The sequence below is a fragment of the Microcoleus sp. PH2017_34_RAT_O_A genome, assembly GCF_020737885.1.
Lineage (GTDB): Bacteria > Cyanobacteriota > Cyanobacteriia > Cyanobacteriales > Microcoleaceae > Microcoleus.
Map to the genome: position 1 here is coordinate 1 of NZ_JAEQDD010000093.1, position 25307 is coordinate 25307.

Annotated in this window: 21 protein-coding genes, 1 tRNA gene and 2 pseudogenes; 10 read left to right on the forward strand and 14 right to left on the reverse strand. The window is 45.2% G+C overall.

Annotation, left to right across the window (positions count from 1 at the left end):
- Nucleotides 1-265: 265 nt before the first annotated feature.
- A complete protein-coding gene (locus JGK11_RS25545; RefSeq protein WP_293205500.1) occupies nucleotides 266-727 on the forward strand; it encodes a hypothetical protein in 462 nt (153 codons plus the stop codon).
- Between the two features lie 276 nt (nucleotides 728-1003).
- Here JGK11_RS25545 and JGK11_RS25550 read toward each other — a convergent pair whose 3' ends face one another.
- On the reverse strand, nucleotides 1004-2122 hold the full coding sequence (locus tag JGK11_RS25550) for a beta-glucosidase (RefSeq protein WP_293213349.1): 1119 nt from the start codon (nucleotides 2120-2122) through the stop codon (nucleotides 1004-1006).
- 160 nt (nucleotides 2123-2282) lie between these two features.
- On the opposite strand from JGK11_RS25550, the gene JGK11_RS25555 reads away from it, so the two are divergent.
- Entirely contained in the window at nucleotides 2283-2462 is a 180-nt protein-coding gene (locus JGK11_RS25555; RefSeq protein WP_293213351.1) for a hypothetical protein, read from the forward strand.
- On the opposite strand, the gene JGK11_RS25560 is transcribed toward JGK11_RS25555, so the two are convergent.
- From JGK11_RS25560 to JGK11_RS25580, 5 genes are all read right to left on the reverse strand, one after another.
- Nucleotides 2449-4332, reverse strand: a complete 1884-nt coding sequence (locus JGK11_RS25560; RefSeq protein WP_293213353.1) for a glycoside hydrolase family 2 TIM barrel-domain containing protein — start codon at nucleotides 4330-4332, stop codon at nucleotides 2449-2451. The genes JGK11_RS25555 and JGK11_RS25560 overlap by 14 nt on opposite strands.
- Before the next feature lie 397 nt (nucleotides 4333-4729).
- Nucleotides 4730-5041 carry an STAS domain-containing protein gene (locus tag JGK11_RS25565; RefSeq protein WP_293213356.1) on the reverse strand — a complete coding sequence of 104 codons (312 nt, stop codon included), beginning with the start codon at nucleotides 5039-5041 and terminating at the stop codon, nucleotides 4730-4732.
- Nucleotides 5042-5375: 334 nt separating this feature from the next.
- A complete protein-coding gene (gene glf, locus JGK11_RS25570) occupies nucleotides 5376-6617 on the reverse strand; it encodes a UDP-galactopyranose mutase (RefSeq protein ID WP_293182252.1) in 1242 nt (413 codons plus the stop codon).
- A 120-nt stretch (nucleotides 6618-6737) separates the two neighbouring features.
- Nucleotides 6738-8039, reverse strand: a complete 1302-nt coding sequence (locus JGK11_RS25575; protein WP_293182250.1) for a glycosyltransferase family 1 protein — start codon at nucleotides 8037-8039, stop codon at nucleotides 6738-6740.
- A gap of 1074 nt (nucleotides 8040-9113) precedes the next feature.
- Nucleotides 9114-10160 (reverse strand): aldo/keto reductase, encoded by a 1047-nt coding sequence (locus JGK11_RS25580; RefSeq protein WP_293182248.1) that lies wholly within the window; start codon nucleotides 10158-10160, stop codon nucleotides 9114-9116.
- A 435-nt stretch (nucleotides 10161-10595) separates the two neighbouring features.
- Between JGK11_RS25580 and JGK11_RS25585 the strand changes: the two genes are divergently transcribed.
- Nucleotides 10596-11399 carry a DUF4058 family protein gene (locus tag JGK11_RS25585; protein ID WP_293182246.1) on the forward strand — a complete coding sequence of 268 codons (804 nt, stop codon included), beginning with the start codon at nucleotides 10596-10598 and terminating at the stop codon, nucleotides 11397-11399.
- Nucleotides 11400-11913: 514 nt separating this feature from the next.
- On the opposite strand, the gene JGK11_RS25590 is transcribed toward JGK11_RS25585, so the two are convergent.
- On the reverse strand, nucleotides 11914-12222 hold the full coding sequence (locus JGK11_RS25590) for a DUF433 domain-containing protein (RefSeq protein WP_293182244.1): 309 nt from the start codon (nucleotides 12220-12222) through the stop codon (nucleotides 11914-11916).
- 378 nt (nucleotides 12223-12600) lie between these two features.
- Nucleotides 12601-14025, reverse strand: a complete 1425-nt coding sequence (gene rlmD, locus JGK11_RS25595) for a 23S rRNA (uracil(1939)-C(5))-methyltransferase RlmD (protein ID WP_293193530.1) — start codon at nucleotides 14023-14025, stop codon at nucleotides 12601-12603.
- An 829-nt stretch (nucleotides 14026-14854) separates the two neighbouring features.
- Here rlmD and apcD point away from each other — a divergent pair.
- Complete coding sequence (gene apcD / locus JGK11_RS25600) at nucleotides 14855-15340, forward strand: allophycocyanin subunit alpha-B (protein ID WP_293197638.1); 486 nt, start codon at nucleotides 14855-14857, stop codon at nucleotides 15338-15340.
- Between the two features lie 230 nt (nucleotides 15341-15570).
- On the opposite strand, the gene JGK11_RS25605 is transcribed toward apcD, so the two are convergent.
- Nucleotides 15571-15951, reverse strand: a complete 381-nt coding sequence (locus JGK11_RS25605) for a hypothetical protein (protein WP_293213359.1) — start codon at nucleotides 15949-15951, stop codon at nucleotides 15571-15573.
- Nucleotides 15952-16124: 173 nt separating this feature from the next.
- Between JGK11_RS25605 and JGK11_RS25610 the strand changes: the two genes are divergently transcribed.
- Nucleotides 16125-16526 carry a helix-turn-helix transcriptional regulator gene (locus JGK11_RS25610; RefSeq protein ID WP_293143464.1) on the forward strand — a complete coding sequence of 134 codons (402 nt, stop codon included), beginning with the start codon at nucleotides 16125-16127 and terminating at the stop codon, nucleotides 16524-16526.
- 57 nt (nucleotides 16527-16583) lie between these two features.
- A complete protein-coding gene (locus tag JGK11_RS25615; protein WP_293213361.1) occupies nucleotides 16584-16985 on the forward strand; it encodes a helix-turn-helix transcriptional regulator in 402 nt (133 codons plus the stop codon).
- A gap of 109 nt (nucleotides 16986-17094) precedes the next feature.
- On the opposite strand, the gene mazG is transcribed toward JGK11_RS25615, so the two are convergent.
- Together mazG and JGK11_RS25625 are read right to left on the reverse strand one after the other, a co-directional pair.
- Nucleotides 17095-17922, reverse strand: coding sequence for a nucleoside triphosphate pyrophosphohydrolase (gene mazG / locus JGK11_RS25620; protein ID WP_293213364.1), 828 nt, complete (start codon nucleotides 17920-17922; stop codon nucleotides 17095-17097).
- Nucleotides 17923-18114: 192 nt separating this feature from the next.
- Nucleotides 18115-18705 carry a metal-binding protein gene (locus JGK11_RS25625; protein ID WP_293143470.1) on the reverse strand — a complete coding sequence of 197 codons (591 nt, stop codon included), beginning with the start codon at nucleotides 18703-18705 and terminating at the stop codon, nucleotides 18115-18117.
- Between the two features lie 71 nt (nucleotides 18706-18776).
- Here JGK11_RS25625 and JGK11_RS25630 point away from each other — a divergent pair.
- The 3 genes from JGK11_RS25630 (at nucleotide 18777) to JGK11_RS25640 (ending at nucleotide 20765) form a co-directional block, all read left to right on the forward strand.
- Nucleotides 18777-18848: transfer RNA gene (locus JGK11_RS25630), tRNA-Val, on the forward strand.
- A gap of 284 nt (nucleotides 18849-19132) precedes the next feature.
- Nucleotides 19133-19531: a hypothetical protein gene (locus JGK11_RS25635; protein WP_293182232.1), complete on the forward strand. Its 399-nt coding sequence runs from the start codon at nucleotides 19133-19135 to the stop codon at nucleotides 19529-19531.
- Between the two features lie 169 nt (nucleotides 19532-19700).
- Nucleotides 19701-20765, forward strand: a complete 1065-nt coding sequence (locus tag JGK11_RS25640; protein WP_293193533.1) for a folate-binding protein — start codon at nucleotides 19701-19703, stop codon at nucleotides 20763-20765.
- A 91-nt stretch (nucleotides 20766-20856) separates the two neighbouring features.
- Here JGK11_RS25640 and JGK11_RS25645 read toward each other — a convergent pair whose 3' ends face one another.
- The 3 genes and pseudogenes from JGK11_RS25645 to JGK11_RS25655 form a co-directional block, all read right to left on the reverse strand.
- Nucleotides 20857-21063 (reverse strand): hypothetical protein, encoded by a 207-nt coding sequence (locus tag JGK11_RS25645; protein ID WP_293193534.1) that lies wholly within the window; start codon nucleotides 21061-21063, stop codon nucleotides 20857-20859.
- Nucleotides 21064-21666: 603 nt separating this feature from the next.
- A pseudogene (locus JGK11_RS25650) lies at nucleotides 21667-21855 on the reverse strand (IS701 family transposase); the annotation flags it as partial.
- A gap of 99 nt (nucleotides 21856-21954) precedes the next feature.
- Nucleotides 21955-22770, reverse strand: a pseudogene (locus JGK11_RS25655) (transposase); the annotation flags it as partial.
- A gap of 579 nt (nucleotides 22771-23349) precedes the next feature.
- Here JGK11_RS25655 and JGK11_RS25660 point away from each other — a divergent pair.
- Nucleotides 23350-24981 (forward strand): polysaccharide biosynthesis protein, encoded by a 1632-nt coding sequence (locus tag JGK11_RS25660; RefSeq protein WP_293193535.1) that lies wholly within the window; start codon nucleotides 23350-23352, stop codon nucleotides 24979-24981.
- The last annotated feature ends 326 nt before the right edge of the window (nucleotides 24982-25307 follow it).

Sequence of the window (25307 nt, forward strand, 5' to 3'; positions counted from 1 at the left end):
TCAGTTTCATGATAGATTTTAGAGACATAAGATACGCTGCACACTGAAATTATCTTTGGGTCATTATAGGATCAATCATTCTGTGGTGCTCCCTTAGGTAAAGCAAGTTTAACTAAAGAAGGTCGAGGCTACTTTTACAGAATTCTCTAATTGTTGATGCCAATTACTTTCTCTTTGATATTTTTAAATTAGGCAGCACGAAGCAACATCAAAAACAAATAGTCCACCAGCCATGTCATTCTTGTTACAACTATAATCAAAGAAAATGAAGTCTAAATCAGTTACCCAAATCAGTGGTATTCCCGGTCAATTAGTCGGTGCAGTTCCCGTCCGAACCAGCGGTACAGGAACTCTTAAAATTGTTGGGGATACCTTACAAGGAAATTTTACTTCATTTTTTGGATTAGAAATCAAAGAAATTGTCATTCCAATTCAAAATGTCAAAGCAGTTGAAATTGGGGAAGGCTGTACTTGGTGGCTGCTCGGACTCGGAATTTTAACCCTCGGGTTATTCTTCATTGGTATTATCTTCATTGTGTTGGCTTTTGTTGTAAAACAGCGTTATATTGCCATTTACACGAGTAGTAGTAATCTCATTCTGTTTTGTACAAAAAATGATAAAGTTAACCAGTTTCGGAACGAAATTATAGAAGCTTGTCGTCCGAAACCGAGCTATATTCCCCGACCTTCTCAATCTCCCCCACCACCACCTTCTTTGCCAAATTGATTGATACTTAGCTAATCTGTGCTGACCCAAAATCCACAGCCATTTTAAATATATAGAAAGGCTGAATTATGGTCAACTTCCACCTTGGATTAAGTCGGGAGAATAAACGTCAGCCAAAAGCGATCGCCCTTTTATATCTAATCCCAAATCCTACTTAAATACCCCCTCTAACTCTTAGTCCGCTTGGTAAGGACTTCGTTTGTATAGACGCGGTTTCAACCGCCGAGTCTCAACGCAAATTAAGGTGCGCCGCAGCGCACCCTACAGAAGCAATCATCAATCTCGCAACTTCAGCAGCGGTTCAATCTGCTGCCTTTGAAACTGCAATTCATCCGCCAAAGGCTGGTAAATTTCTCGATCGCCCTTTTCATCGCAATAATCCCACAAACCATTGTAACAGTGGCGATCGTCATCCCAACCCGGATGGTTGACAATCGGATACAAACAAACTCCGTCTATCGGAACGCCCGCTTTCATTGCCGCCGCTACCTCAGTGCACACATAATTGAACCAGACAGGTCTAAAATCGTCTTCAGTACCCGTTTCTGCGATGAATAAGGGGCGGCCGTAGCGATCGAACACTTCTCGCAGCAATTCGCGAAACGGGCGGTACAGCTTGTCGGTGTATTTCATCGGATCTTCATTGTGAATCCACTGATTGCGATCGTAATAATTCACCCCAATAATATCGAGATACTTTTCCTTGCCGCCAAGTTCGGGGCGAAAGCGTCCCGCCAACATATCCCAAGCTTGATATTGAGATAAGCGATAACCTTCCGCCACGTCTTTATCTTCCGGTTTGTCAGGATCGGCAATAATGTTAATTACTGGGTCGATTTGAACGATGCGGCTGCGGGGATTGACTTCCCAAACAGATTCTATCGCGGCGATCGCAGCTTTGATCAACTGGATTTTCAGCTCGTCTCCGCGTCCTTTAGCAAAAGGATTGATGTAGGCGACATCGCCGCCGGCCCAAGCAATAAATGAAATTTCATTGACAGGTGTCACGAAAGGTGTTTGGTCGGTTTCGTTAGCCAGCACTTGCATAAAAGCACGCACCATATCTGCAAATCTGGTCACGAATTCGGGACTAAAAATATCAATATCGTCGGGCCAGCCGTAGTGAAACAAATCCCAAATTACCTGCATTTTGGTGTCGCGGGCGGCACGAATTATGGGGAGAGAACTGGAAAAATCGTATTTTCCGGGCGACTGTTCGATTAAGTGCCAGCGGAGGCCTTCGCGGACTGTGTAAATGCCTTGTTCTTGCAAGCGCTGGTAGTCGGCGATCGCAAATTTATCGTGGCCGGTGGCGGCTGTGACATCGAGGCGTTTTCCCGATCGCAATTTGTGGGTGGAACATTCAAATCCGCCCAGGAAAAAACTTTGAAACATTATTAGGTAATGGGGAATGGGGAATGGGGAATGGGGAATGGGGAATGGGGAATGGGGAATGGGGAATGGGGAATGGGGCCTAAAAGCATTGGGCATTAGGAATCGGGAATTGGGCCGAAAAGCATTGGGCATTAGGAATCGGGAAGAGGTTCATAAATGATTGAGACTTGCTATATCCAATAACTTGGAACTGCGGGCAATTACCAATTACCAATTACCAATTACCAATTACCAATTACCAATTACCAATTACCAATTACCAATTACCCATTCCCAATTACCAATTACCAATTACCAATTACCAATTACCAATTACCCATTCCCAATTAGCACTGAGTAATCGCTGGCGGCTGCGAACTTTCTTCGGGAATATCCCAGCCGAGAGTTGCCGCGGCGATCGCCTCTATGGGAAATTTGGGAGTGCGATCGGCATACAGCAAACCGTTAGCTTCTTGGAAAGTATCGGTCAACTGTGTATAGCAAAATCCGCTGAACATTTCCACTCGATTTACTACTTTCAGCAGCGCGCTGTAGCGGTGTCGCAATTCCTGCGTGTCCGACGCCCGCACGTAGCCCCAAACCCTGAGATAATCAGGGTTTTCGCGGCCGGCGCAGGCTATTCCGCCGAATTCCGTCAGCATCACGGGCTGTCCTTGGTGCGGGTGTCCGTCGAGGGTGAGGACTCGCCCGCCGGGACGCCCGCGATCGAACAAATCGGCTAGCTGGACTTCGGGCCCGTAGCGTTTTGCCACAGTTTGCGGGTTGTTGTCGTAGTCGTGAATAGCGAGGATGTCGGTATCGATGCTTTCCCAGCCGTCGTTACCGATGACGGGGCGAGTGGGATCTAAGGTTTTCGTCAAAAAATATAAGGCTTGCACGTAGTTGCGGTGGGCTGCGGCTTCGACTAAATTCGGAACTCCCCAGGATTCGTTGAACGGCACCCAGACTACGATACAGGGGTGGCTGGAGTCGCGATCGATCGCTTCCGTCCACTCCCGCGTCAACCTGTCAACGGCCTTGGGAGTGAAGCGGTAGGCGCTGGGCATTTCTTCCCAAACTAACAGCCCCAGCACGTCGGCCCAGTACAAAAATCGCGGATCTTCGATTTTCTGGTGTTTGCGGACGCCGTTGAAACCCATTGCTTTGACTAATTCGACATCGTGGCGCAAAGCTTCGTCGGATGGCGCCGTCATCAGGGTATCGGGCCAGTAACCTTGATCGAGCACCAGTCTCAGGTAGTAGGGGCGGCCGTTCAGCATGAAGCGATCGCGCTGAATGCTGACAGTCCGCATCGCGGTGTAAGATTTAATCTCGTCAAGCAGTTTGCCGTCGGCCCACAGCTCGACTTGTGCGTTAATTAATGTAGGTTTTTCCGGACTCCACAGCAGTTCGTTGCGGTAGTCGTCGATACCCGGGTCTGAAAGGGCGATGCGGCGGTGGATTTCGCCGTTGATCACTTCGTAGGTGTCGTTGACCAGCAGCAAACAGCCGATCGACAGTTTAACTTTAATTTGAATCCCCGACTGGCGATCGCCCGCCACAAACGCTTCAAAGCCGATTTCCCAGCGTTCAAACTGCGGAGTCCACCGGATGCGATCGATATAAGTATGAGGCACCAATTCTACCCACACCGTCTGCCAAATGCCCGTCGTGCGCGGATACCAGATGCTGTGCGGTTCCACTTGCCAATCTTGCTTGCCGCGCGGTTTTGCCAAATCTTGCGGGTCGTCCTGGGCCCAAACAGTCACCCGCTGCGGCCCGATGGGGTTAAGAACTGCTGTAATGTCTGCGGTGAAAGGAGTGTGCCCGCCTTCGTGTTCGATGACAAACTGACCGTTTACCCAGACGCGGGCGCGGTAGTCTACAGCGCCGAAGTGGAGGAGAACTCTGCTTTCTGTGTGGGGCAGGTCGAATTCGCGATCGTACCAACAGTTAGCGTGAAAATTCGTGTCGCCGATCCCGCTTTTGATTGATTCGGGAACAAACGGCACTTCTATAGTGTGACTCCAGTCCGTAATGTCGATCGGCTGCACGCAGCGTCCCGCGTCATCATAAGCAAACCTCCACTTACCGTTCAGACAAATCCAGTTACTGCGGCGCAATTGAGGGCGCGGATAACCTGTTTTCCGCCCTTGAACAGTCACCTTATTGTCTAGAGTGGAAGACTCTTCAATATCGCAATTTTCTAGTTCTATACCTAACCAACTCATCGGCACATCTACCCGAAGTTATATTTATAGGTTAGCGATTATTCCCGCGACTTTGACAAGTTTTTTGCAATCTAATTTATCGTTAAAAAATTAAATTTTTTGACTTCAAACAGCCTGAGCTTTACTTGGTCTTGTGTCCGGCTTTTCTATACTTGTAGGGTGCGTCAGTCAGCTAACAGCGCTTAAAATTAAGCTATGATTCTCACTGACGCACCCTGCGATCGGTATAGGAAGCATGAGTCTTGACTGCAAAGTTTAGCTAGCTACAGTTTGCAAAGCTCCTAAAGGTTCAGCTAGGTCACTTTTGACCAAGAATTTCACAGGTGGTACCCGCCACGTGATTTATCCGTGGAATCAATCCCAAATCGAAAATCGAAAATCCTCTCTTCCCCCGAATTTATCCGTGGGGTCCTTCTTCCGGAGGTGGCAAACACTGAAATATCTGTTCTAGTCCCGTGAGTTCAAATAGCATTCTAACTTGTTCGCTCATGGCAGATATCAAAAGTATACATCCGCTGTCTCTAACTAATTTCATAATCGCCACTACAGCCATTAATTCCGAATTTTTAAGGAAAATGATATTTGAGAAATCGAGCATCAGAATTTTGCCACCGCTTTCAATTAGGCGCTCTATTTCTTTCTGAAACTGAGGAAATTGAGAACCTTCCAAAACCTGATGAGACAAAACAGTTTTAACGATAGTGCTCATGTTCACCTTAACCCTTGTTTGAATTGTTTAATAACTTTTGAGAAAAGCAGAGTAAAGTGCGGAGCGCGCACCTTACATTTTTGCCATAAAAAATTGGTTGAAAGCCGGAACCCGATCGCGAGAAATTAAAAGAAGACAATTCATTACCCCAATGCTCTTCCTTATAGGTAGAGGTCGCCCTCATCTGTCAACCGTCAACTGTCAACTGTCAACTGACATTTTTAGCCTTACCAACTCACAGCTTGCAGCTATAGCAATCCTAAATCATTTGTGAATTTCTTACTCCCTCCCCTTAATAAGGGGAGGGTTGGGGTGGGGTAAAAAACTTTACGACTCATTTGGGACTGTTATACTTGCTAGCAGATTTGCCATTGCCGTTAACAGCAGCAACTTCTAGAGAAGCAGCGGCTGGGAGTTCAGCAACTGCGTTCGACGAACTCAAATTAGAGGCAGCATCGTTAAGATTTGCCGCCAATTTAATCACCGGATTGGTCGTAATTTGAGTATAAGTTGTCAAAGCTTGAGCGACAACTTGATCCATGTTGTAATACCTGTAAGTCGCCAGCCTTCCCACAAAAGAAACTCCGGGAGTTGCATCAGCCAAAGCCTTATATTTCTTGTAAATTTCCGCATTTTCCGGACGCGGAACCGGGTAGTAAGGGTCTCCCTCAGCTTGGGGATATTCGTAGACAATGCTCGTTTTTAGATGCTCTTGTCCGGTGAGGTATTTAAACTCCGTGCAGCGAGTATATAAATGCTCATTCGGGTAATTTACCACCGGTGCAGCTTGGTGTACGGGTGCGTTCAGCGTTTCGTGCTTGAATTCCAAGGAACGGTAAGGCAGTTTCCCGTAGCAATAATTGAAATAGGAATCCACCGGCCCGGTATAAATCATTTCCCCGTAAGGAATAAAACTCTCAATCTCGCGGTAGTCGGTATTCAGCATCACCTTGATGTTTGGGTGAGACAGCATCTTTTCAAACATCCGAGTGTAGCCGTGCAGCGGCATTGCTTGATAGGTATCGGTGAAATAGCGATCGTCCCGGTTAGTGCGGGTGGGCACGCGCGCAATCACTGATTTGTCGAGTTCCGACGGATCCATTCCCCACTGTTTGCGAGTGTAGTTGCGGAAGAATTTCTCGTAAAGTTCGCGGCCGACTTTGCCGACAACGACATCTTCGGAAGTGCGAATGTAATCCTTTGGTTCGGCTACTTTTGCGAAGAAATCTTCAACTTCAAATGATGTCAGATTCAGTCCGTAAAGTTTGTTTACGGTGTTGAGATTTATCGGAATTGGCAGCAGTTGACCGTCAACGCTGGCGAGGACGCGGTGTTCGTATGGCCGCCACTCGGTGAACTGCGAAAGGTACTCGAAAACTGGGCGCGAATTGGTGTGAAAAATGTGGGGGCCGTATTTGTGAACGAGGATGCCGTGATTGTCGTAGTGGTCGTATGCGTTGCCGCCGATGTGGTTGCGGGTATCAATTATCAAGACTGTTTTTCCCGCCTGAGTTGCTAGTCTTTCGGCAATAACGCTACCTGCAAATCCGGCTCCGACAATTAAATAGTCAAACATTAAAAAACCTCTGGTAATGGGGAATGGGGAATGGGGAATGGGGAATGGGGAATGGTTATTAGTTATTAGTTATTAGTTATTAGTTATTGGTAGCAACTCCAAACTACTAACTATCAACTGTCAACTGCCAACTGCCAACTGCCAACTGCCAACTGACTTCTTACTTGCGATCGCACTTTCGATCAACCCCAGCATTTCGCCCCAGGTATTGTCCCAAGAATTGTCTGCTAAAAAGGCGTCAACTTCGCTCAGCCACTTGGCCCGATCTTCCGAAGTTTCGCCCATAATTTCTTCAGCAGCAGCAACGAATTCTGCCACATTGCTCGCAATCCGAACCAAGCCGTTATCTCCGTAGGGGCGCACCACGTCGCGGATCGCAGTAGAAATCACCGGTTTGCCGGCAGCGAGGTATTCGGGAGTTTTCGTCGGACTAATAAATTTAGTCGATTCGTTAATCGCAAAAGGCAGCATTGCTATATCCCATCCGCCCAGATATGCTGGCAGTTCTTGATAAGATTTGCCGCCGAGATAGTGTATGTTTGGGTGAGTTGGTAGAGTAGCAGGGTCTATTTTCACCACCGGGCCAATTATCACTAAATGCCAGTCCGGCTTCGCTGCGGCAATGCCGCGCAGCAGTTCGATATCCATGCGTTCGTCTATAACCCCAAAAAATCCCAAACGCGGGTGAGGAATATCTTTTTGATCGGTCGGTTCTTCTGAAAGATTTCTCGCTGTAGCAAAGTGTTCTTTTTCGATGCTGCTGGGGAAAGCATGAATGTTTGGATGCTGCTGCTGTTTTGCTTCGTAGAGGCTGTGTCCGCCTGTAAATACGACGCTGGCGCGCTTTAATAGTTGGGTTTCATTTGCTTTTAACTCCGGGTGCGCGCCGTGAAATGCTGACAGTTCATCCATGCAGTCGTAGACTACAGCTAGCGGCTTTAAGTGGTTTGTGAAACTGACAGCCATTGGTGTGTAATACCAGAGGATGTACTGGCTAATTTCGGCTGCTTGAAACAAATCATCAAGCATGGCTTGCTGAGCAGTTTGTGCAGTTTCTTCGCTGATTCCTTCGCTCAGGTGAGGTACTATTATCCAGACTCCGGTTTCGTGAATGCTGACATCAAGCCGCCAATCTGTAGCCGAGCTAAAAACAGGTTCTTCTACAAAAAATACGCGGCGATTTTTGGCGCAGCGGCCTAAGAGATGTTGCGGACGCTGATAGACGAAATTCCACCGCAAATGAGACAGGCAAACTAAATCCGGTGCATCTAAAGCAGCAGGTTTTGATAACTTAGCGCGCAATGCGGGTGAGGGTGCGAATTGAGAGGGAGATTTTGCGGGATCTATCGAGGTAAATCGGATCTCCCATGCTCGACCTTTATTGCTATAATTTTTGTTTACTGAGTTTTCTGGGGGGGACATAATTAGCCTCTGGAATTTGTCAATGAAAATTTGTTAATGAAAATTGGTTGGTGAAAATTTGTCAATAAAATATCCTTCTCAGCAGTGTCTTACTGAAATTCGCAAGCATCAATCTGAGAATTTTTATTTGACGAGCAAGCGCCGCATTCAGTGGGCCAAACAAAGCAAAAGTTTAGCTGCGGAAAAACACGCTTATCTGCTTTTTTCAGTATTGAAACTGGAGATAAGTTAATATTGTTAGACTTGCTATTGTTGCTAAATCTAACTCAGTTTTTCTGCCATTACTTCTATCTGAAGGATGACTTCGTTCTCAGCGCCTAGCTTGCACCCTTTTGAAAAGCGGTTAAAATGCCGATCGCTCTTGTAAAATGACTCTTAACTGGCAGGTACAGGGCGCTAGGATTTGAGATTTGAGATTTGAGCTTTGAGATTGAATAATTGGGAATGACTTATGAATTAAGGGTTTGAAGCTTGGCTACCGTTGCATTGTGTTTTTAAACAGGTGTTAAAACTGAGCAAGTTTTATGTTTTTATTTGGAGGGGAGAGAAAATTTGCGATCGAGCTTTTGTTGCTATTTGCTTTAACAAACTTCGCATTTTTTCAACTTATGCGATCGCACACCTACAAAATTTGTATCTTCATATACAATTGCTTTGCCGAGATTTATGACTTCCGATAGATTAACAATTGACAGTTTATGTATTTGGGTTAAACCCACATCTGGTACCCTTTTCAACTATACCGGAGATACCAGGTAACAGCGACGAGAAACGTAGGATTTTACGCGAGTCTGATACAAGAAACCAAGGTGACGAGATTGGTGCAAGATGTGAGGTTAAACTGACGCCCAGAGTACAAATCTCAATCATCCCTCTAAGGGCGGGTTTGCCGATATCTGCGATTCCCGCACCAAATATGGACGCAAACCGCGACTAGAAGATAGCAGCAACTTTACCAGAAAGAATTGGTTTAAAGCCCCAAGCCCGATCGGGATAAATTAAAATCAGACTATTCATGATTCCAATCCTCTTCCTTCCAGGTAGAGGTCGCTGTCAACTGTCAACTGTCAACTGTCAACTGAATGAAAGTCGGCGGCTGTCAATTTTGGCGATTCCCCCTCCAAAGGCAGAATCTTGCACCATCGAACTCTTTAAGAAATCGTGGGGAAAACCCAATTCAATGGCACTTACTGTGTCTAGCTGCTGCATTTGTTCGGGAGTTAATTCAAACTCCAGACAAGCGAGATTTTCTTGAAGTTGCGAGAGTTTGCGGGAACCAACAATCGGAATCACATCGACTGACTGTTGTCGCAACCAATTCAAGGCTACTTGAGAACTAGGTTTGCCAATTTCGGCTGCTATTTTACTAACTTCAGCCGCAATATTGAGGTCTCGTTCGCTAATTTTTCCAGATTCAGGTGAATTAAGTCGTTTAGCTTCGCCTGCGGTTTCTGAAATGTTGTATTTTCCGGTTAGCAAACCGCCTGCTAGGGGGCTCCAAGCTGTGACGCCAATATCGAAGGCTTTTGCCATGGGGAGCAAATCGCGTTCGGGAGTTCGCTCTTTTAAAGAATACTCGATTTGCAAGCCGATAAATGGTGTCCAGCCGCGCAGGTTGGCGATCGTATTTGCTTGAGAAACAATCCAAGCCGGTGTATCGGAAATGCCGATGTAAAGAATTTTGCCGGCGCGTACCAAGTCGTCAAAGGCGCGCATTACTTCTTCGACGGGTGTCGTAAAATCCCAAGCGTGCAGCCACAGCAAATCTATGTATTCAACTTGCAATCGCTTCAAACTGGCCTCTACTGCTTGCACCATATTTTTGCGGTGGTTGCCGAAACCGTTGATTTCGCCATTTTTCATGTTAAGACTGTATTTGGTGGCAACAACCCATTTTTCGCGATCGCCCCCGATGAAGTCACCGACATATTTTTCGCTGGTACCGTTGGTGTAGAGATTCGCGGTATCAATGAAATTGCCGCCCGCTTCTGCAAAGGCGTCGAACATCTTCCGGCTTTCGTCGTAGGAACCGCCCCAACCCCATTCTTCGCCAAAAGTCATGGTTCCGAGGCAGATTTCGGAAACGCGAAGTCCGCTGTGACCTAGTAGTTTGTATCTCATGTCACCTATCTGTTAGTTCATTGCGCTTAAGAGTATATATCTGAATTTGCTGTGTACGCATCAGTCGGAGGTGAGGGGCTTTGGGAGTGCCAAGAGTTCCCAGTTGGATTTTGAATCTTTTGTCAATTTAGGAATTGCAATTAAATAACTTAAGCGATACAGATTTCGGTTCGTAGTGCGGACTTCAGTCCGCACTACGAACTTTCATTCAGTCCAGCGACCAAATTAATACTCTAACTCAAGCTAAAATTGGGCAGTTTTCAGTTGACCTTCTGATTGTAAAGCTCGATCGAGTAAGCATGACTGTCAAAGTCGAAATTTGCCCCTAAAGTAGCTTAGCGCGATCGGCCTTTTCTTCCCAAAAACATCGCCCTTGTCGCAAAATTAACCCAGTGCTAAAATGATTTTAAAATCAACAAATCGCAAAGCAGTCCTATGCCCTCACCCTTTCCCGGCATCGACCCCTACTTAGAACACCCTGATTTCTGGCAGGAAACTCACCATTGGTTAATTTCTCTGATTGCGGAATCCTTAGTCCCCCAAATTCGCCCCAAATATGAGATCGCCATTGAAAAACGTATCTATCAAATTGACGACACCAATGACAATAATGATGACTCACTTTTAGTAGGTATCCCCGATGTAGCCATCAAACGCCAACCCAATCCCCCCGATATTCCTACTGGTTCAGTTGCCATTGCCACCCTCACAGTTCCCACTACCGTCAAAGTGCCAGCCCCTGAGAAAATTAAACAGACTTACCTAGAAGTACGAGAAATGGCAACTAGACAAGTTGTCACCGCAATTGAAATTCTTTCGACCGTCAACAAACGCAGTGGAGATGGCAGAATTACTTACCTCAAAAAACGCCAAAGTATTTTAGGTAGCTTAACCCATTTAGTTGAAATCGACTTGCTGCGAAAAGGGGAACCTATGCCCGTACTTAACAATTCTATTCAAAGCGATTATCGCGTTTTAGTCAGTCGCAGCAATCGCCGTCCCCTTGCCGAACTTTATGCCTTTAATCTGGGCGATTCTCTACCTGTATTTCTACTTCCCTTGCGCGAGGAAGATGTAGAACCTATTGTTAACTTACCAGAATTGTTCGCAGGTGTTTACGATCGCGCGGGTTATGATTATCGAATCGATTATAATCGAGATCCGATACCGTCCCTGTCAGAACAAAAGTTGGTTTGGGCAAAGGAACTTTTACAAGCAACTGGACTGCGAGATAATTAATCCTATTGGGAGCATCTCATTTTCACAAAAAGGATGTTTTTCTACAGTGCGAGCGGGGACAGCACTACAAATACAAAACTGAGATGCACCCATTCTATTTTACCTTATTAATATTAATCAACGTCTATATTATATACAGAAAAATTGCCACTTATACCATTTTTATAAAGATGTGCTATGGATGAAGTCTTAGCCCCCCCGAAATCGCGGGGGGGTGGGGGGTAATATCTAGTGCTACGGGTGCATCTCAGGCAAGGCGAATACATCCGTAGGGGCGAAGCATGACCGCAGAAAATATGGGATGATAACTGATAATTTATATGCGGTCATGCTTCGCCCTCTTCAAAAGTGAGATGCACCCTAGTGCTACTTTATGAAATTGGTATTACAACAACCCCTTAGGAGCGCGAATTAAATAACTTACAATTTTAATTATTGTGGGATGGGCGTCCCGCCCGTCCAGAAAAGACGGGCGGGACGCCCATCCCACAAATATGTGTAAATTATTTAATTTCTATTCCTTAGCTCGCATTCTCACGAAAAATGGTGAAGGCGAAAGCAGAGATTTTTCCTGTTGTACCTGCTCCCATTCCATCCGAATTTCCCGATCGATTTCTGCTTGAAAGTCGAAGTAATAAGCCATTGCTGCATGGGCTTCGGACTGCATCAAATAAGGATGCTGGCGGCACATTTCCTCCACTGACCAACCGTAAGCTAGATAATCCATCACAATCTGAGCAACCCGCACGCGCGGTATCCGCTGCAACCGTGCCGGTTGACCCGCTACTTTCTCGATATGAGGATAAATTAAAGCTGATGTCATTGCTTTTTGTATCTATCTCTACAGGAGCTTAGCATAAATATTATAACACTCAACCAAAATGAAAAGAATTAAAGAAGCCGATCGCCCTTTTATCCGCAAAAAGCGATCGCCAGACTAAGGTACGCACTGCACACCCTACATATAAAGTATGTGCGTCCAGGACTGCGGATATTAGACTTCTTGCAAAAATAGTTAGGACGGGCTAGAAGCCCATCCCACAAAAATCTTTTTTTCTTGTGGGATGGGCTTCTAGCCCGTCCCAAAATTTGATTAAAAGGACTTTTGCAAGAGGTCTAGTGTAAAAAACCCGAATTTGCTACAATCTCTTAGTCCGCCTTCGCGGACTTCGTTTGACAAGCAGCGATTTCAATCCCCAAATCATACAGGGGGTAGCTTCACCAAAAACGCCACACACTCAACATGAGAAGTCTGAGGAAAGAAATCCGCAGGCTGCACCCGCGCTAACTTATAATCCCCGTTTTCGCACAAAATCTTCAAGTCGCGAGCCAAAGTCGCAGGTTTGCAGCTAACATAAACAATGCGACTCGGTTTGATTTCCTTGATTGTTTCCAACACCGCGCGATCGCACCCTTTCCTCGGCGGATCGAGCAACACAATATCCGGTGTCAATCCCAAAGCAGGCAGCAAACTCTCTACAGTTCCCACCTGAAAATCGACATTTTTCAAGTCATTTAATTCAGCATTTAATCTGGCTTGCTCGATCGCAGTAGGTTGCACTTCTAAACCGATCGCTATTTTGACTTGTTTTGCCAGCGGTAAAGTAAAAGTCCCAATTCCGCAGTAAGCGTCAACCAAAACCTCGCTTCCGTGCAAATTCAACTCCCCGACAATCACCTGCAACAAGGCCTCAGCAGCCTCTGTGTTTACCTGGAAGAAAGTATCTGCCTTTAGCTGAAAATTCAAACCCGCAAACTTTTCTCGCAGATAAGACTGGCCAGCAATGCAGCGAGTTTCTGCACCAAATATCACATTTGTTTGAGCTGCATTCACATTTAAACAAACACCTACAAGTTGAGGATATTGTTTCAGCCACTCAGCAGCTTGTGCTTCAATTCCCGGCAACTCTCCGGTGCGAACTATTAAAGTTAGCAACATTTCTCCCGTGCGCCGTCCGATTCGCAAGGACAAATGACGCAATTCTCCTGTATGTTGCTTTTCGTCATAGACTGGCCAATCCCGCCAGTGAATGTCTTCTTTGACTTCTTTCAACAAAGGATTGAGGCGCGGATCTTGCACCGGACACTGATTTAGATTGACTAATTTGTGGGTGCTTTTTTGATAGTAACCTGCTTGCACTTGACCAGTCGCAGAAATTGCTACCGGATAAGTCGCTTTGTTGCGGTATCCCAAAAATTGGGGAAATCCTTCGATTTTTCCCGTTAAGATTTGATCGACTTGCACATCGTTAAATCCGCCAATTCTTTCTAAGGCTTGAATTATTTGATTTTGCTTGGCTGCAAGCTGATATTCATAATCTACGTGCTGCCACTGACAGCCACCGCATTTGTCGGCGACAATGCAGTTGGCTCGGATGCGGTGTTCTGATGCTTCCAGAAGTGTGTCCAACTTGCCTTTAGCATAGCTGGATTTGACTTGCACGAGGCGCACGAGGATGCGATCGCCCGTGACGGTATCGGGGACAAACACCACTAACTCACCAAAACGACCAACTCCGTCTCCGGTGTCTGCCAAGTCGGTAATCTCTATCTCAATCAGTTGACCTTGCTGGCAAGGGTTTGCCACTTTCGTCGAGTTTCGGGTGGGGAATTTAGATTTGGTCACAAGTAGTCGTGGTAGGATTTAATATGGTAATGCAATATCGCTCTCTCTTGTTTGAGATGAGTCGTAGCGAAGCGAGGCGCAAGCCATCGCACTCAAGCTCAAGTGCAGGCAGTCTTCCTGCTTCCGAACCCCTTTCTGCTACAGCCAAAGCTTGCGTTAGACAACATTGTCCTCGATCGAGCCTGTGCGATATGCTATTGGGGCTTGATGGGCCAAAACTCGTGAAACAGTCTAAATGTCTGCCGACATCCAAACTCTCGATCGCAGTTTTTGAATTTTTCCCAGAGTACCTTGGGACACAAGGAAACTAGCTTAGCTAGACAGGCGAGAATCCCCAGCCCATAATCTTTGATTTGGGTTGGGATGAAAGACGCGCGAGGATATGAGCGACCCTCCAAGAGATGTTGAGCGTAGCCAACCAGTAATGGAGGGTGGCGACGAGACGAGCAAGCACTCCGCAGTAATAATTGCGGTAAAATACTCATAGCTTAGATCAAAGAATAACAATCTGGGTCTAAGTCAAAAGTTTTGATGTGACAAGTGGGGCGGGACGTGTTCCTCACTATAAAACGCCGTAGAGGGAAACGATTGGAGTACCTTGAAGGAAGATCTTGATATCCTTGACCGGACTCAGATGCCTACAACATACCGCTTGCGGTTCGTGTAGGAGCGTCACTCACTAAGCATAACGCTTGCGGAGGTTGACCGCCTGCTTCTAAGATCGATTAATGTTAGCAGCAAGGTAAGTCGCCGAAGCAAGAATCTCATCTTTAACAGATGAGAATGTCAATGAATCTTTTCCTCAAATATCCTCAAATTTTGAATAACAATGAGCGTAGTTAGCCAATTTATTCTCCAAGCCGATGACGAACTTCGTTATCCCAGTACCGGCGAACTCCAAAGCATCAATGATTTTTTTAAGACGGGAGAACAGCGGGTGCGTATTGCTACTGCGTTGTCTGACAGTGAGAAAAAAATTGTTGAAGAAGCTAGCAAAAAACTTTGGAAAAAACGCCCTGATTTTATCTCCCCAGGGGGCAATGCTTACGGCCAGCGCGAACGGGCTTTGTGTCTGCGCGATTACGGCTGGTATTTGCGCCTGATTACCTACGGTATCTTGGCCGGTGACAAGGAACCGATCGAAAGCATCGGTTTGATTGGCGTTCGGGAAATGTACAATTCTCTGGGCGTTCCTGTTCCTGGCATGGTGGAAGCTATCCGCTGTTTGAAGGAAGCTTCTTTGTCTCTGCTCAATCAAGATGATGCTAAGGAAGCTGCTCCTTATTTTGATTATATCGCTCAAGCAATGTCTTAATTGAAGAGGCGATTTTTTTCATGGATGTGGCGGAACATTCGCGGGTGATTTTTGGGGTAATTTTATCTCGCCATTGCTCGCAAATGTTTCGCTTCTGTTGACAGTTGACAGTTGACAGTTGACAGTTGACAGTTGACAGTTGACAGAATCGAAGGCAATGGTTTGAGCAATTAACAGCGTCCTCACCGTCGGATGCGGTTCTTAAGTTTAGAAAATCTGCCTAATTTCTGCTAGGAAGCAATGCAGCTTGAGCTTTCCCAGATTTCTAAAATGTCTTGTCTTTCTATGCACATTTCAATTAAAAAGTCAATAGTTTTTTGGAGATATTGTTTGTTGAATTTCCGACTGTCGTGCTGAATTGATGTTTTGAGTTGCGAGAGTTGTCCAAGTGTGGGGCAGGTTTGGATTTGATGGGCGATCGCATTTTGCCATTCTTCCAACTTGCGGTACGAGATAAATTGTCCGCCTTTATGATGGTGTACGAACACTACATTAGCCCAGGATTCGACTCGCTTAATCAGATTTTGACTTATTTTCAGGAATTTGGCGATCGATCGGGCGGTGATACGGAGCTTTTTCGAGGGTTGGATGCGGCGAAACAGTGGTGTCATGGCTGAGTCACTCCTGAACTTGGGTGAGTTGGTGTATTCCTGTATTATATCATTCTACACGAATGCAGACAACTTGCAGTAATGTTTCTAAATGTGTCATGCTCAAATCCTGTGTGCAGCCTCGATCGAGGCCAAAGTACAGCTAGCTTAAGAGTTAAATTGGATCTTTCAAAATGCCGGGATTTCTTGACTTTAAGGCTGTCGTCGAGCAGGAAAAACTGCGCCCTGTGCGATTCACGGATACGGGACGCAATAGATTGGGCAAACTTCTGAAAGCAGCTAGAGAGATTCGCGGCTGGTCAATTATCGAAACAGAAATGGTCACAAAAGAATACGAGGCCGCTCTGTTTCGGACAGCAGGAGAGCCTGTACCAAAAGATGTCGGCATTAGTAATGCTACTGTCAGTCGCTACGAACGGGGAAAGCTAGAAAGTTTGGATTGGCGATCGCTCTCCCTGTTATGCTTTGTCCTAAAGCCGATCGACCCGGTAATAGGAGAAGCATTGGAACCCACAAACGCCCTTTATATAGCTTGCGAACATCCGCCGTACAACAATGCCAAACTCTATGACTAGATTATTTGCAATGGGGATGACTGATGGTTGTACCAAACGTTGAGGTTTAGCCGTCAAATGTCAGGACTCTCTAACAAGGCTGTGGCAGACAAAGAGCAGGAATTGCGTCCCGTTCGCTTCACGGAGACGGGGCGGATGCGTTTGGGTAAGATGTTAAAGGCTGCAAGACAGACAAAAGGTTGGTCTGTTAGCGAAACACAGTTCAAAACCAGGGGGTACGAAGAGGCGCTGTTCATCGCGACAAATCAACCCGTACCCAAAGATGTGGGTATCAGTGCAGCCACAGTCAACCGTTATGAACGCGGGAAGTTGGATAATCTAGACTGGCGATCGCTCTCCCTGTTATGCTTTGTCCTAAAGCCGATCGATCCTGTGACAAGTCAACCCCTCGAACCGACAAACGCTCTCTATATCGCTTGCGAACATCCGCCTTACAACGATGCGAAGCTCTACGAGTAGGTGAATCAGCTTTTTTGGGCGGGCTCGCGTGCCCACCCCACAAGAGCAATATTGAGTAATTGTGGAATAGGCATCTTGCCTGTTCTTGGGCATAATATTGATGACTAGCTTACTGCGGGCCCTTTTGCTTGGCCAGTAAAGCCTTAGCTTGTTCCCACAAAGCGTCTAACTCTTCGGGCGGATAATCGGATAAAGGTCGATCGCACGCAGCCTCAACTTTAGCAAACCGCTGTACGAAGCGATCGTTCGTTCCCTGCAAAGCAGCCGACGCATCTAAATCGTACCAGCGAGCCAATTGAATCAACACAAACATAATATCTCCCAATTCCGACTGCTGCGCGGCCTTATCCTCGTGTTTGAGAGCGTGTTCAAATTCCGCCATTTCCTCGTGAAACTTATCCCAAACGCCGTCTACACTGTCCCAATCAAAACTCACATCCGCAGCTTTTTGAGAGATTTTTGCAGCGGCAGTAATTGGTGGCAAAGTGCTAGCATAACGGCTCATTTTTGAGGCTAAAGTTGGTGGCTTTTCCGCAGTTATGCCCTTTTCTGCTGCTTTGATTTTTTCCCAATTTTCGTTAACTTCATCGACACTGTTAATTTCCGCATCCCCGAACACGTGGGGATGGCGCCGAATCAGTTTTTCCGTGATTCCCGCAGCGACTTCGGCGAAGGTAAATTGTTCGGATTCGCTGGCAATTTGAGCTTGCAAAATTACCTGTAATAATAAGTCGCCCAATTCTTCAACGATCGCACTTTTGTCTCCTTTACGAATCGCGTCGGCGGTTTCATAGGCTTCTTCGATGATGTGCGGAATCAGAGTTTCGGGAGTTTGGGCTAAATCCCAAGGACATCCGCCGTCGGGCGATCGCAATGAGGCCACAACTTCTATCAGGTTTTCGAGCGCTACGAGCGATCGACTGTGGGAATTAGACATTAGAATTTACCTTAAGTAGAAGGAAGAAGGAAGAAGGAAGAAGGAAGAAGGAAGAAGGAAGAAGGTAGAAGGAAGAAGGAAGAAGGAAGAAGGAAGAAGGAAGAAGGAAGAAGGAAGAAGGAAGAAGGAATACATAGACAGCCAGCTCGATCGCGAGCGATATTTTACATTTTATTAGGTGGATTTACTTGTTCACCTCTTAGATTTGCTAGACGTGCGGCGGGGAGATTTGCTTTTGCGCCTCTTAATAGTCTTCGGAGGGTGCAACCCGCTCAATCCTTTCTTTTTGAACTGTTTGTAAGCAGAACCGCCCCAATCGCTAAGATAGTGGCTCATCGCGCCCAATTCCAGACCGACGTAGATGGCTATAAATTCGATATAGTGTTCCAAGAGCGATCGACCGTAACCCAAAACCGCTTCCTGCCAATTTCCGGCTAAGTTGCCAATTTTTTCGGCGATCGTCAATCCCAAGACTCCTATAACGGCGATCCAGGTAGCGAGGTACAAGATTCGCAAAGCCGTGCCGATCAGAGGCCCGTGGGACAAAAAAGAGCGGTGGCGCAGGCTTTTTTGGTAGGGAAGCCAAATAAATTTGAACCATCCCCAGCGCTGATACTGACATGAGTAAATATCTAAATCCGGGCCAAACATCAGTCCGCCGACTAAGAAGCTGCCGGAAACGAGCAAAGTCAGGTTGCTGTTTTGAGTATGGCCAAAGGTGACGCCTGCCACCAGGGGCAAACACCATAGGGTGATTCGATCGTGCGTGCGGCCAGAGGGCATTAAAAGTTTATGATTTTTTTAGTTGATCTTTCTGGGATACTGTGATATGATAAGTCCCTGTAAGCGCAATTGGGCGATTAGCTCAGTGGTAGAGCGCCTGCTTTACACGCAGGATGCCGTAGGTTCAAATCCTACATCGCCCATATCCAATTGAAAAGCTGTTTCCACTGTTTCCAAGGGCTGGAAGTTTTAACACCTTCGCTCTGTGCCTTTGCTTGGCAACAGGCAAGATGCCTGTTCCACAAGAAGAAATTTAATGTCTTGTGGAATAGGCCGGACAGCCTGTTGTTAAAAAAACTTATTGGGAATGGTGCCAGATGTCCGATCGACCAAACTTAACATTTTGTGGCGGATGTCCCACAAGTTGACACCCAATGCTGGAAAATTAATCTATTGATTGATTTTCCTTTTTAACATCGTCAGATATATGAAGCCTAAAATAACTAGCCCGATCGCCTGGAAACAAGCTGAACTTCTCATGCAGCCGGCGATGATCCGAGTGCTAGACAACATCCGCAAACAACTAGAGGAGTCAGTCTGGACAGGAACTTATCAAGAAGTGCAGGTTCCGATTCCCGGCTATCAACTAATTTTAGAGCATCAAGGCGAGCACAGATCCGTCGATATTTGGGAACTTTGCTATCGAGTCTGCTTTGTCAACTACCAGCGGGCCCACACTCAAATGCAAAGCCAGGAAGTTGTAATTGACACTTTTTTAATTGACGAGGACACTGGCGATGTAGACTGGAATCGTCTTGATGCCAAAGCGAGTCAATTAATACAAGAAGTTTTTGCTAATTTGAGTCAGTTGACAGTTGACAGTTGACAGTTGACAGTTGTCATGGGTAGTTAGAAACCGGGTTTTTTCAGGACAAACGCGTTACAGCCAGAAGATTATGAAAAAAACCCGGTTTCTCGGCCTGTGAGTGCGATCGCAAACTCAAAACCAAGCATTAATAATTCAATACACGCTGAAAGCTTAAATCTCAAATCCTATGCTAATTCAAGAATTGCACGACATTCAAGCCGCAGCAGGCGCTACTTTTGCAGAGTTAGCAACCACAGAAACAGTCCCTATCAGTTTTGGTAACGACGGTGCCGCCATCGCAGCAACTAAACAAGGTGTGGCTTTGTGCGATCGCACTCACTGGGGACGCATTCAAATCTCCGATAGCGATCGCCTGCGGTTCTTGCACAATCAAAGTACCAATAACTTTAACATACTCAAACCCGGTCAAGGTTGCGACACCGTGTTCGTCACATCCACAGCTAGGACGATCGACCTCGCCACCGCCTATGCTACAGAAGATGCTGTAATATTGCTAGTTTCAGCCAACCGCCGCCACCAATTGCTCGAATTGCTCGATCGTTATATTTTCCCAATGGATCGCGTAGAATTAACAGATATAACCGATACAACCGTTGCTTTCAGTCTCCTCGGCCCCGAAAGCACTCAACTACTAGAAAAACTCGGAGTTACCGAACTAGACAATCAATCCTACGCTACTCACAAATCGATAAAAACCCCCCCTCTTTCGGCGGATGAAGGGGAGGTTCGAGTTGCTGTTGGTAGCGGTTTAGCAACTCCTGGATACACGTTAATTGCGCCAGCCAGCGACGCAGCCCGCTTGTGGACTGAGTTAGTTAAAGCTGGGGCCGTACCAATGGGCGATCGAATTTGGGAACAACTGAGAATCGAACAAGGACGCCCCGCACCCGATTTTGAACTCACAGACGATTACAACCCCCTAGAAGCCCGCCTTTTACACACAATTACTTATGACAAAGGCTGCTACATCGGCCAAGAAACAATTGCCCGGTTGAACACCTACCAAGGAGTCAAACAAGAACTTTGGGGCGTGCAATTGAGCGGCCCCGTTGAGCCCGGAACAGTCATCACAATTGGAGAAGAAAAAGTCGGCAAACTCACCAGTTTTGTCAAAACCGAATCCGGCTATTTTGGACTTGCTTACATCCGCACCAAAGCCGGAGGCGAAGGACTGAAAGTGCAGCTAGGAGAAATTGCCGGAGAAGTAGTAAACCTACCTTATTTAAATTAATCAGCATAGCTTCGTAGTGAGGACTTCAGTCCGCATAAATCAGAGGACTGAAGTCCTCACTACGAACCCAGAGCGCCTGTTTTAGTGGACATCAAATAATGACATATCCCTCCCTTAAAACAGCTTCACTAACCTGCGGATCCGGCTCTACAGGGTCGCTGTAATAAGTGTCAATATGTTTAATAAAACCTTCCCGATAAGCTTTCAGATGTGATTCAAGTGCTTCGATATCCTGCTTTTTTGTCGCGTAATACCATTTTTTTAAAGATGTGCTAGAGATAAATAATGTAAAATCCAAGACCATCCTGTGAGAAACCAATGACATGATTCGTTAAAGATGCTAAGATTTCCTGAACTTTTACGCGGAGTTGGTCAAGATTACTAAAAACTAACTTTCGCTTAAAATTCTTTGATGTATTCCCACACTCTTTCTGTTGGATTTACTTGACAGACAATGAGGAGGCTGAAATAGTAAAATAATATTGTCTGGCAATTCAGATGTGCTTAAAAGATGACCCGGAGCATTATCGACTTGAATGATATGCAATTCATCGGGATATTCAAGCGACAATTGTTCCAAATATGCTTGAAAACAAACTTTATCTAAATGGGAAAACTCCCCAAAAAAACTTCGTCCAGTAGATGGATATACTGCTCCGTAAAGCCAGAAACATTTAAATTTCCATTGATGTTTTCCTACGGGTTTTACACCCCGTAGTGTTATTCTTCGTCTCTGAATTGTATGTAGTCCTAATCGAGTTTCGTCACTACACCAAAACAGAAATCTTTTGTATTTCTTTACTTGGTCAGGAGCTTTATTCAGCAAGGCTTTGATTTTTTGAGACAGGCTATTTTTGAATTCATTAATTGCCGTTAAATTTTGTTCACTACTCCGGGGCCTAAGGTTCGCCAAAATAGGATCACGGACAACTAAAGTGAACAGATTCCTTTGGACTTCATACCAATTGCTAATTATCTTTTTAGAGCGCATCAACTCCAATTTGATAAATGCGTGAAGTGAGCAAAATATGTGAGTTTTGATCGCAGAGGTGTCTCTCACCATGAACCGACAAATTCCACATATAGCCTTTCTCAAAAAGATGAGGTATAACTGGCAGATCGTATAACCGCTTAGACGTATAGGGCTCGCATCCCAACAACGTCCGCGAATCTTTCGCTAGATCCGCTATACTTGTTTGAGTCCTCTATGAAAAGTTTCAATGCCCCAATGTATATCGTGAATTGTGATAAATTCACTTCGACTTGTTTCTTGCAGCTTGGACAGTTGTGGCAGATATAAAATATAATGTCTAGAGTCTTCTTTTTTAAAGTCTTTCCTAAACAATTTTATAAATCCAAATTCTTTCAAATGAGTTATTAATCCTTCATCTGCTATCTCTAAATTACTTACCTGGCAATACTTGTGCGGCTCATTAGAGACGGTTCTGTTTTTTTAAATCCCGAATAAAAAAACAGTTTCTGGTTTCTTAGAAACTTTAAGTTTTCTACTCCTGAATACCAACTATCTCCCGTTACTATTCTTGGTTGTACTCCCCATTCTGTGATTTCCCTCACCATTTATCTAAAATAATCGTTTTTGGTTTTTCCATCTCTTTTATCGTAAATTCTGTAATTGATTGGCACTGAATTACCATAGATGTCACTATAATATAGCGTGATTAAGTTTAATCCTCTGATCGGCTTATGGTATTTACCTGACCAAAAATAGCTAATTAATTCTGTATGTTTTGGTTCACTATACAGCTTTTATATGACTGTATCGTCAACACTTAATATACCTCCTTCTAAGTTGATAAACTTTTCTATTATCGAAAATAAATCTGACGGTTCATATCTCTCTCTCACCAAAAAGCCATTAATACTATCATGGGAAACGTCTCCCAATATCTCTGAAGTGCCTACTGCACCCCCCAAACTTGGGTTCTGAGAGTAAAAATAAGGTGTATAGCTCCTTATTGCATCGCGCTGTCGAGGTTTTAGTTATTTTTCTGATTGTCCGATACCAGGCACGTAGATGTTCCCTCTTTATCAATGCACTATTTGGTTATTTTGTCAATGCGTAAGTCCTAATTTACTGAAACATTAGCTATATTTGGTAACCTGCCATACAGATAGCTTGAGTAGTAAAAGGCTGTGGAATCGCTGTCAAATATAATGTTAAGAGTTTTAACGCTTGCGCTACTTTATATGAACTTTAAAATTGCGTCAAAACTCGTATGTGATTGCAAAGAAATAGTAAAGATATGTTTTGAGTATTGCCAACAGCCAGCAACTTAAGTTTATAGTTGTAGAGACAAATGTTTGATAGATCGTGTTCCAACTTGGTCGATCGCCAAAATAAATAGGTAAAGAAATGCTTAATAAAACTACAAGTAGGCTGAAGACAAGCAATAAGTATGAGAGCCGATAGGGCATCTCTACCATAGGGTGTCTTTCCCATCAAGTCGCTTTCAGTCTAAAAAATCTTAAAATTAAGCAGACTTTAAAAGATTCTGTCCCTCGAAAATCAGTTTAACAACTCGCTTATCAGCAACCGTATTTCTAGAATCTCAAGGAGCCAACAGTGAAAAGTGTAATTAACCCCTCAGAAGTGTTTGAAGGTGCTAGCAAAGCCGAAATAATCGATCGCATCCAACGGTTAGTTCCCCCAGGTTCCCCGGAACCCCAAGATCCTGAAATCCTAGCAGCCCTAAAAACTCTCACCGCACAGCTAATCACCGCCTATCAAGCCGACGGACAACTAGAAAGCGAACCTTTTACCGACGTGCGCGATCGTACAATTCACCTACAGGCATCCGCAGTCAACAGCAAAATCAAAGGAAAAACCATTCTCGTAACCGGGGGAGAAGGATGCGTCGGCGCTTTCTTAATCGAAAAACTCATCGAATTAGGCGCAACCAAAATCATTTCCGCAGACAAAGCCCGATGTCAAAACCCCGGAGAAACTCTCCCGCATTTTAACAAAGAAGGTGAAGTAACTTTCTATGCGGTTGACATTCGCAACTGGGAGGCACTGAAACATATATTTGAGGTAGAAAAACCAGAGATTGTTTTTCACCTAGCAGCCCAACGCCAACCCGGACTAGCTGAAATCAAAATCCGAGAAACAGTTACAACCAGCCTGTTAGGATGCAAACACGTCATCCAGCTATGCGAAGAATACGGCGTAGCAGACTGCATCTTCTCTTCCACAGGCAAAACATCTCGATACTTTACAACCGAAGTTTACGCAGCCTCCAAAAAGTTTGCCGAATGGCAATTTGCCAAAGCAGCTCAAGCAGGAAACGTCACTTACGGGATGGTTCGCTTTACTCATATGTTGGAAAATAGCTTGTTCTGCGAGCAAATGTCCAAAAAAGTAGAGCAAAGTAAAACTGTCAACGTTCATGCTCCCCACCGCTACGTCACCGCTCAAAATCTTGTCGAAGCCGTACATTTATTGCTGAACGCTCTGGTAGTCTCCGTTCCCGGAAAACTGAAAATTGTCGCAGTCAGCAATCTCGGGTGGCCGACAGAAACCTTGGAAGTTGCTCTTTATAAAATTCTTGAATCAGGCAAAAATCTGCCGATTTATTTTCAAGGACTTTTACCGGGATACGAAGAACCATTTTTCCTCGGACAGTTTGACTGGAGCAAGCCTACAGACATCCATCTGCTAATTAATGTTCTGGAAGATCCTTTTAGAATCATTGATGATGCTGGCGACATGGTAACTGTAGAATTAGCTCCTTTTTCTTTGCGCGTGTTAGATGGACAAGTGTCAAACTTGGAAAACTTAATCAACACTCCAGATTTACCGGAAGTGGAAATCAAGCACGCTCTAGTCGCAGCAGAAAAAGAAGTTATTGCTTCCTCTTTTGCATGGAGTTCCCCCCAAGAGTTGTTAAAGATTTTGCAGTGGGGAGTCAATCCCAAGAAATTGCAAGGTTACGGAACAGAAATTGGTGACTACACGGAGATTATCGAACTCCTGCTGCAAGGAATGTACGGGCGGCTCAACGAAGAAGTCTTGAAGGGTGCCGGAATTACTGCTGATGAATTTGAGCAGTTAGTTGACAGTCTTTCTACGCTGGATTCTATTCAAGCAGAAGTGGGATATTTGCGATCGATATCGAGATGTGTCAGACAATCTGTACTCCCCGCACACTTCACCAAAAAAAAATCTGAACCTTCTCCTGTCCACGATGCAGCGTAATTGGAAAATAGTTTAGAGATGGCTTTGTTGATTTTAGTCGATTAAAAATAGAACATCGCAAACCCGGTTTCTTTGAAATACCGGGTTTCTTAATTCTAGGCCTATTTGAGGTTAAGTTAAGTGATTTATAGCATTTCGAGCGAAAGATGAGGTATAACTGTAAATAAAGTTTTTGAGGCGATTTCACTTACTATATAATCACTATCTGAGGGCTAAAGCCCAACAACATACCTCAGCTATCTGAGGGCTAAAGCCCAACAATATACCTCAGCTATCTGAGGGCTAAAGCCCAACAATATACCTCAGCTATCTGAGGGCTAAAGCCC

Coding starts and splice junctions, on each gene's coding strand:
- JGK11_RS25635 (WP_293182232.1), top strand. CDS start 19,133: ATGAAGCCTAAAATAACTAGCCCGATCGCCTGGAAACAAGCTGAACTT.
- glf (WP_293182252.1), bottom strand. CDS start 6,617: ATGTTTGACTATTTAATTGTCGGAGCCGGATTTGCAGGTAGCGTTATT.
- JGK11_RS25545 (WP_293205500.1), top strand. CDS start 266: ATGAAGTCTAAATCAGTTACCCAAATCAGTGGTATTCCCGGTCAATTA.
- JGK11_RS25640 (WP_293193533.1), top strand. CDS start 19,701: ATGCTAATTCAAGAATTGCACGACATTCAAGCCGCAGCAGGCGCTACT.
- JGK11_RS25575 (WP_293182250.1), bottom strand. CDS start 8,039: ATGTCCCCCCCAGAAAACTCAGTAAACAAAAATTATAGCAATAAAGGT.
- JGK11_RS25625 (WP_293143470.1), bottom strand. CDS start 18,705: ATGCCCTCTGGCCGCACGCACGATCGAATCACCCTATGGTGTTTGCCC.
- JGK11_RS25615 (WP_293213361.1), top strand. CDS start 16,584: ATGTCAGGACTCTCTAACAAGGCTGTGGCAGACAAAGAGCAGGAATTG.
- JGK11_RS25580 (WP_293182248.1), bottom strand. CDS start 10,160: ATGAGATACAAACTACTAGGTCACAGCGGACTTCGCGTTTCCGAAATC.
- JGK11_RS25550 (WP_293213349.1), bottom strand. CDS start 2,122: ATGTTTCAAAGTTTTTTCCTGGGCGGATTTGAATGTTCCACCCACAAA.
- apcD (WP_293197638.1), top strand. CDS start 14,855: ATGAGCGTAGTTAGCCAATTTATTCTCCAAGCCGATGACGAACTTCGT.
- JGK11_RS25565 (WP_293213356.1), bottom strand. CDS start 5,041: ATGAGCACTATCGTTAAAACTGTTTTGTCTCATCAGGTTTTGGAAGGT.
- JGK11_RS25610 (WP_293143464.1), top strand. CDS start 16,125: ATGCCGGGATTTCTTGACTTTAAGGCTGTCGTCGAGCAGGAAAAACTG.
- JGK11_RS25585 (WP_293182246.1), top strand. CDS start 10,596: ATGCCCTCACCCTTTCCCGGCATCGACCCCTACTTAGAACACCCTGAT.
- mazG (WP_293213364.1), bottom strand. CDS start 17,922: ATGTCTAATTCCCACAGTCGATCGCTCGTAGCGCTCGAAAACCTGATA.
- JGK11_RS25590 (WP_293182244.1), bottom strand. CDS start 12,222: ATGACATCAGCTTTAATTTATCCTCATATCGAGAAAGTAGCGGGTCAA.
- JGK11_RS25560 (WP_293213353.1), bottom strand. CDS start 4,332: ATGAGTTGGTTAGGTATAGAACTAGAAAATTGCGATATTGAAGAGTCT.
- JGK11_RS25605 (WP_293213359.1), bottom strand. CDS start 15,951: ATGACACCACTGTTTCGCCGCATCCAACCCTCGAAAAAGCTCCGTATC.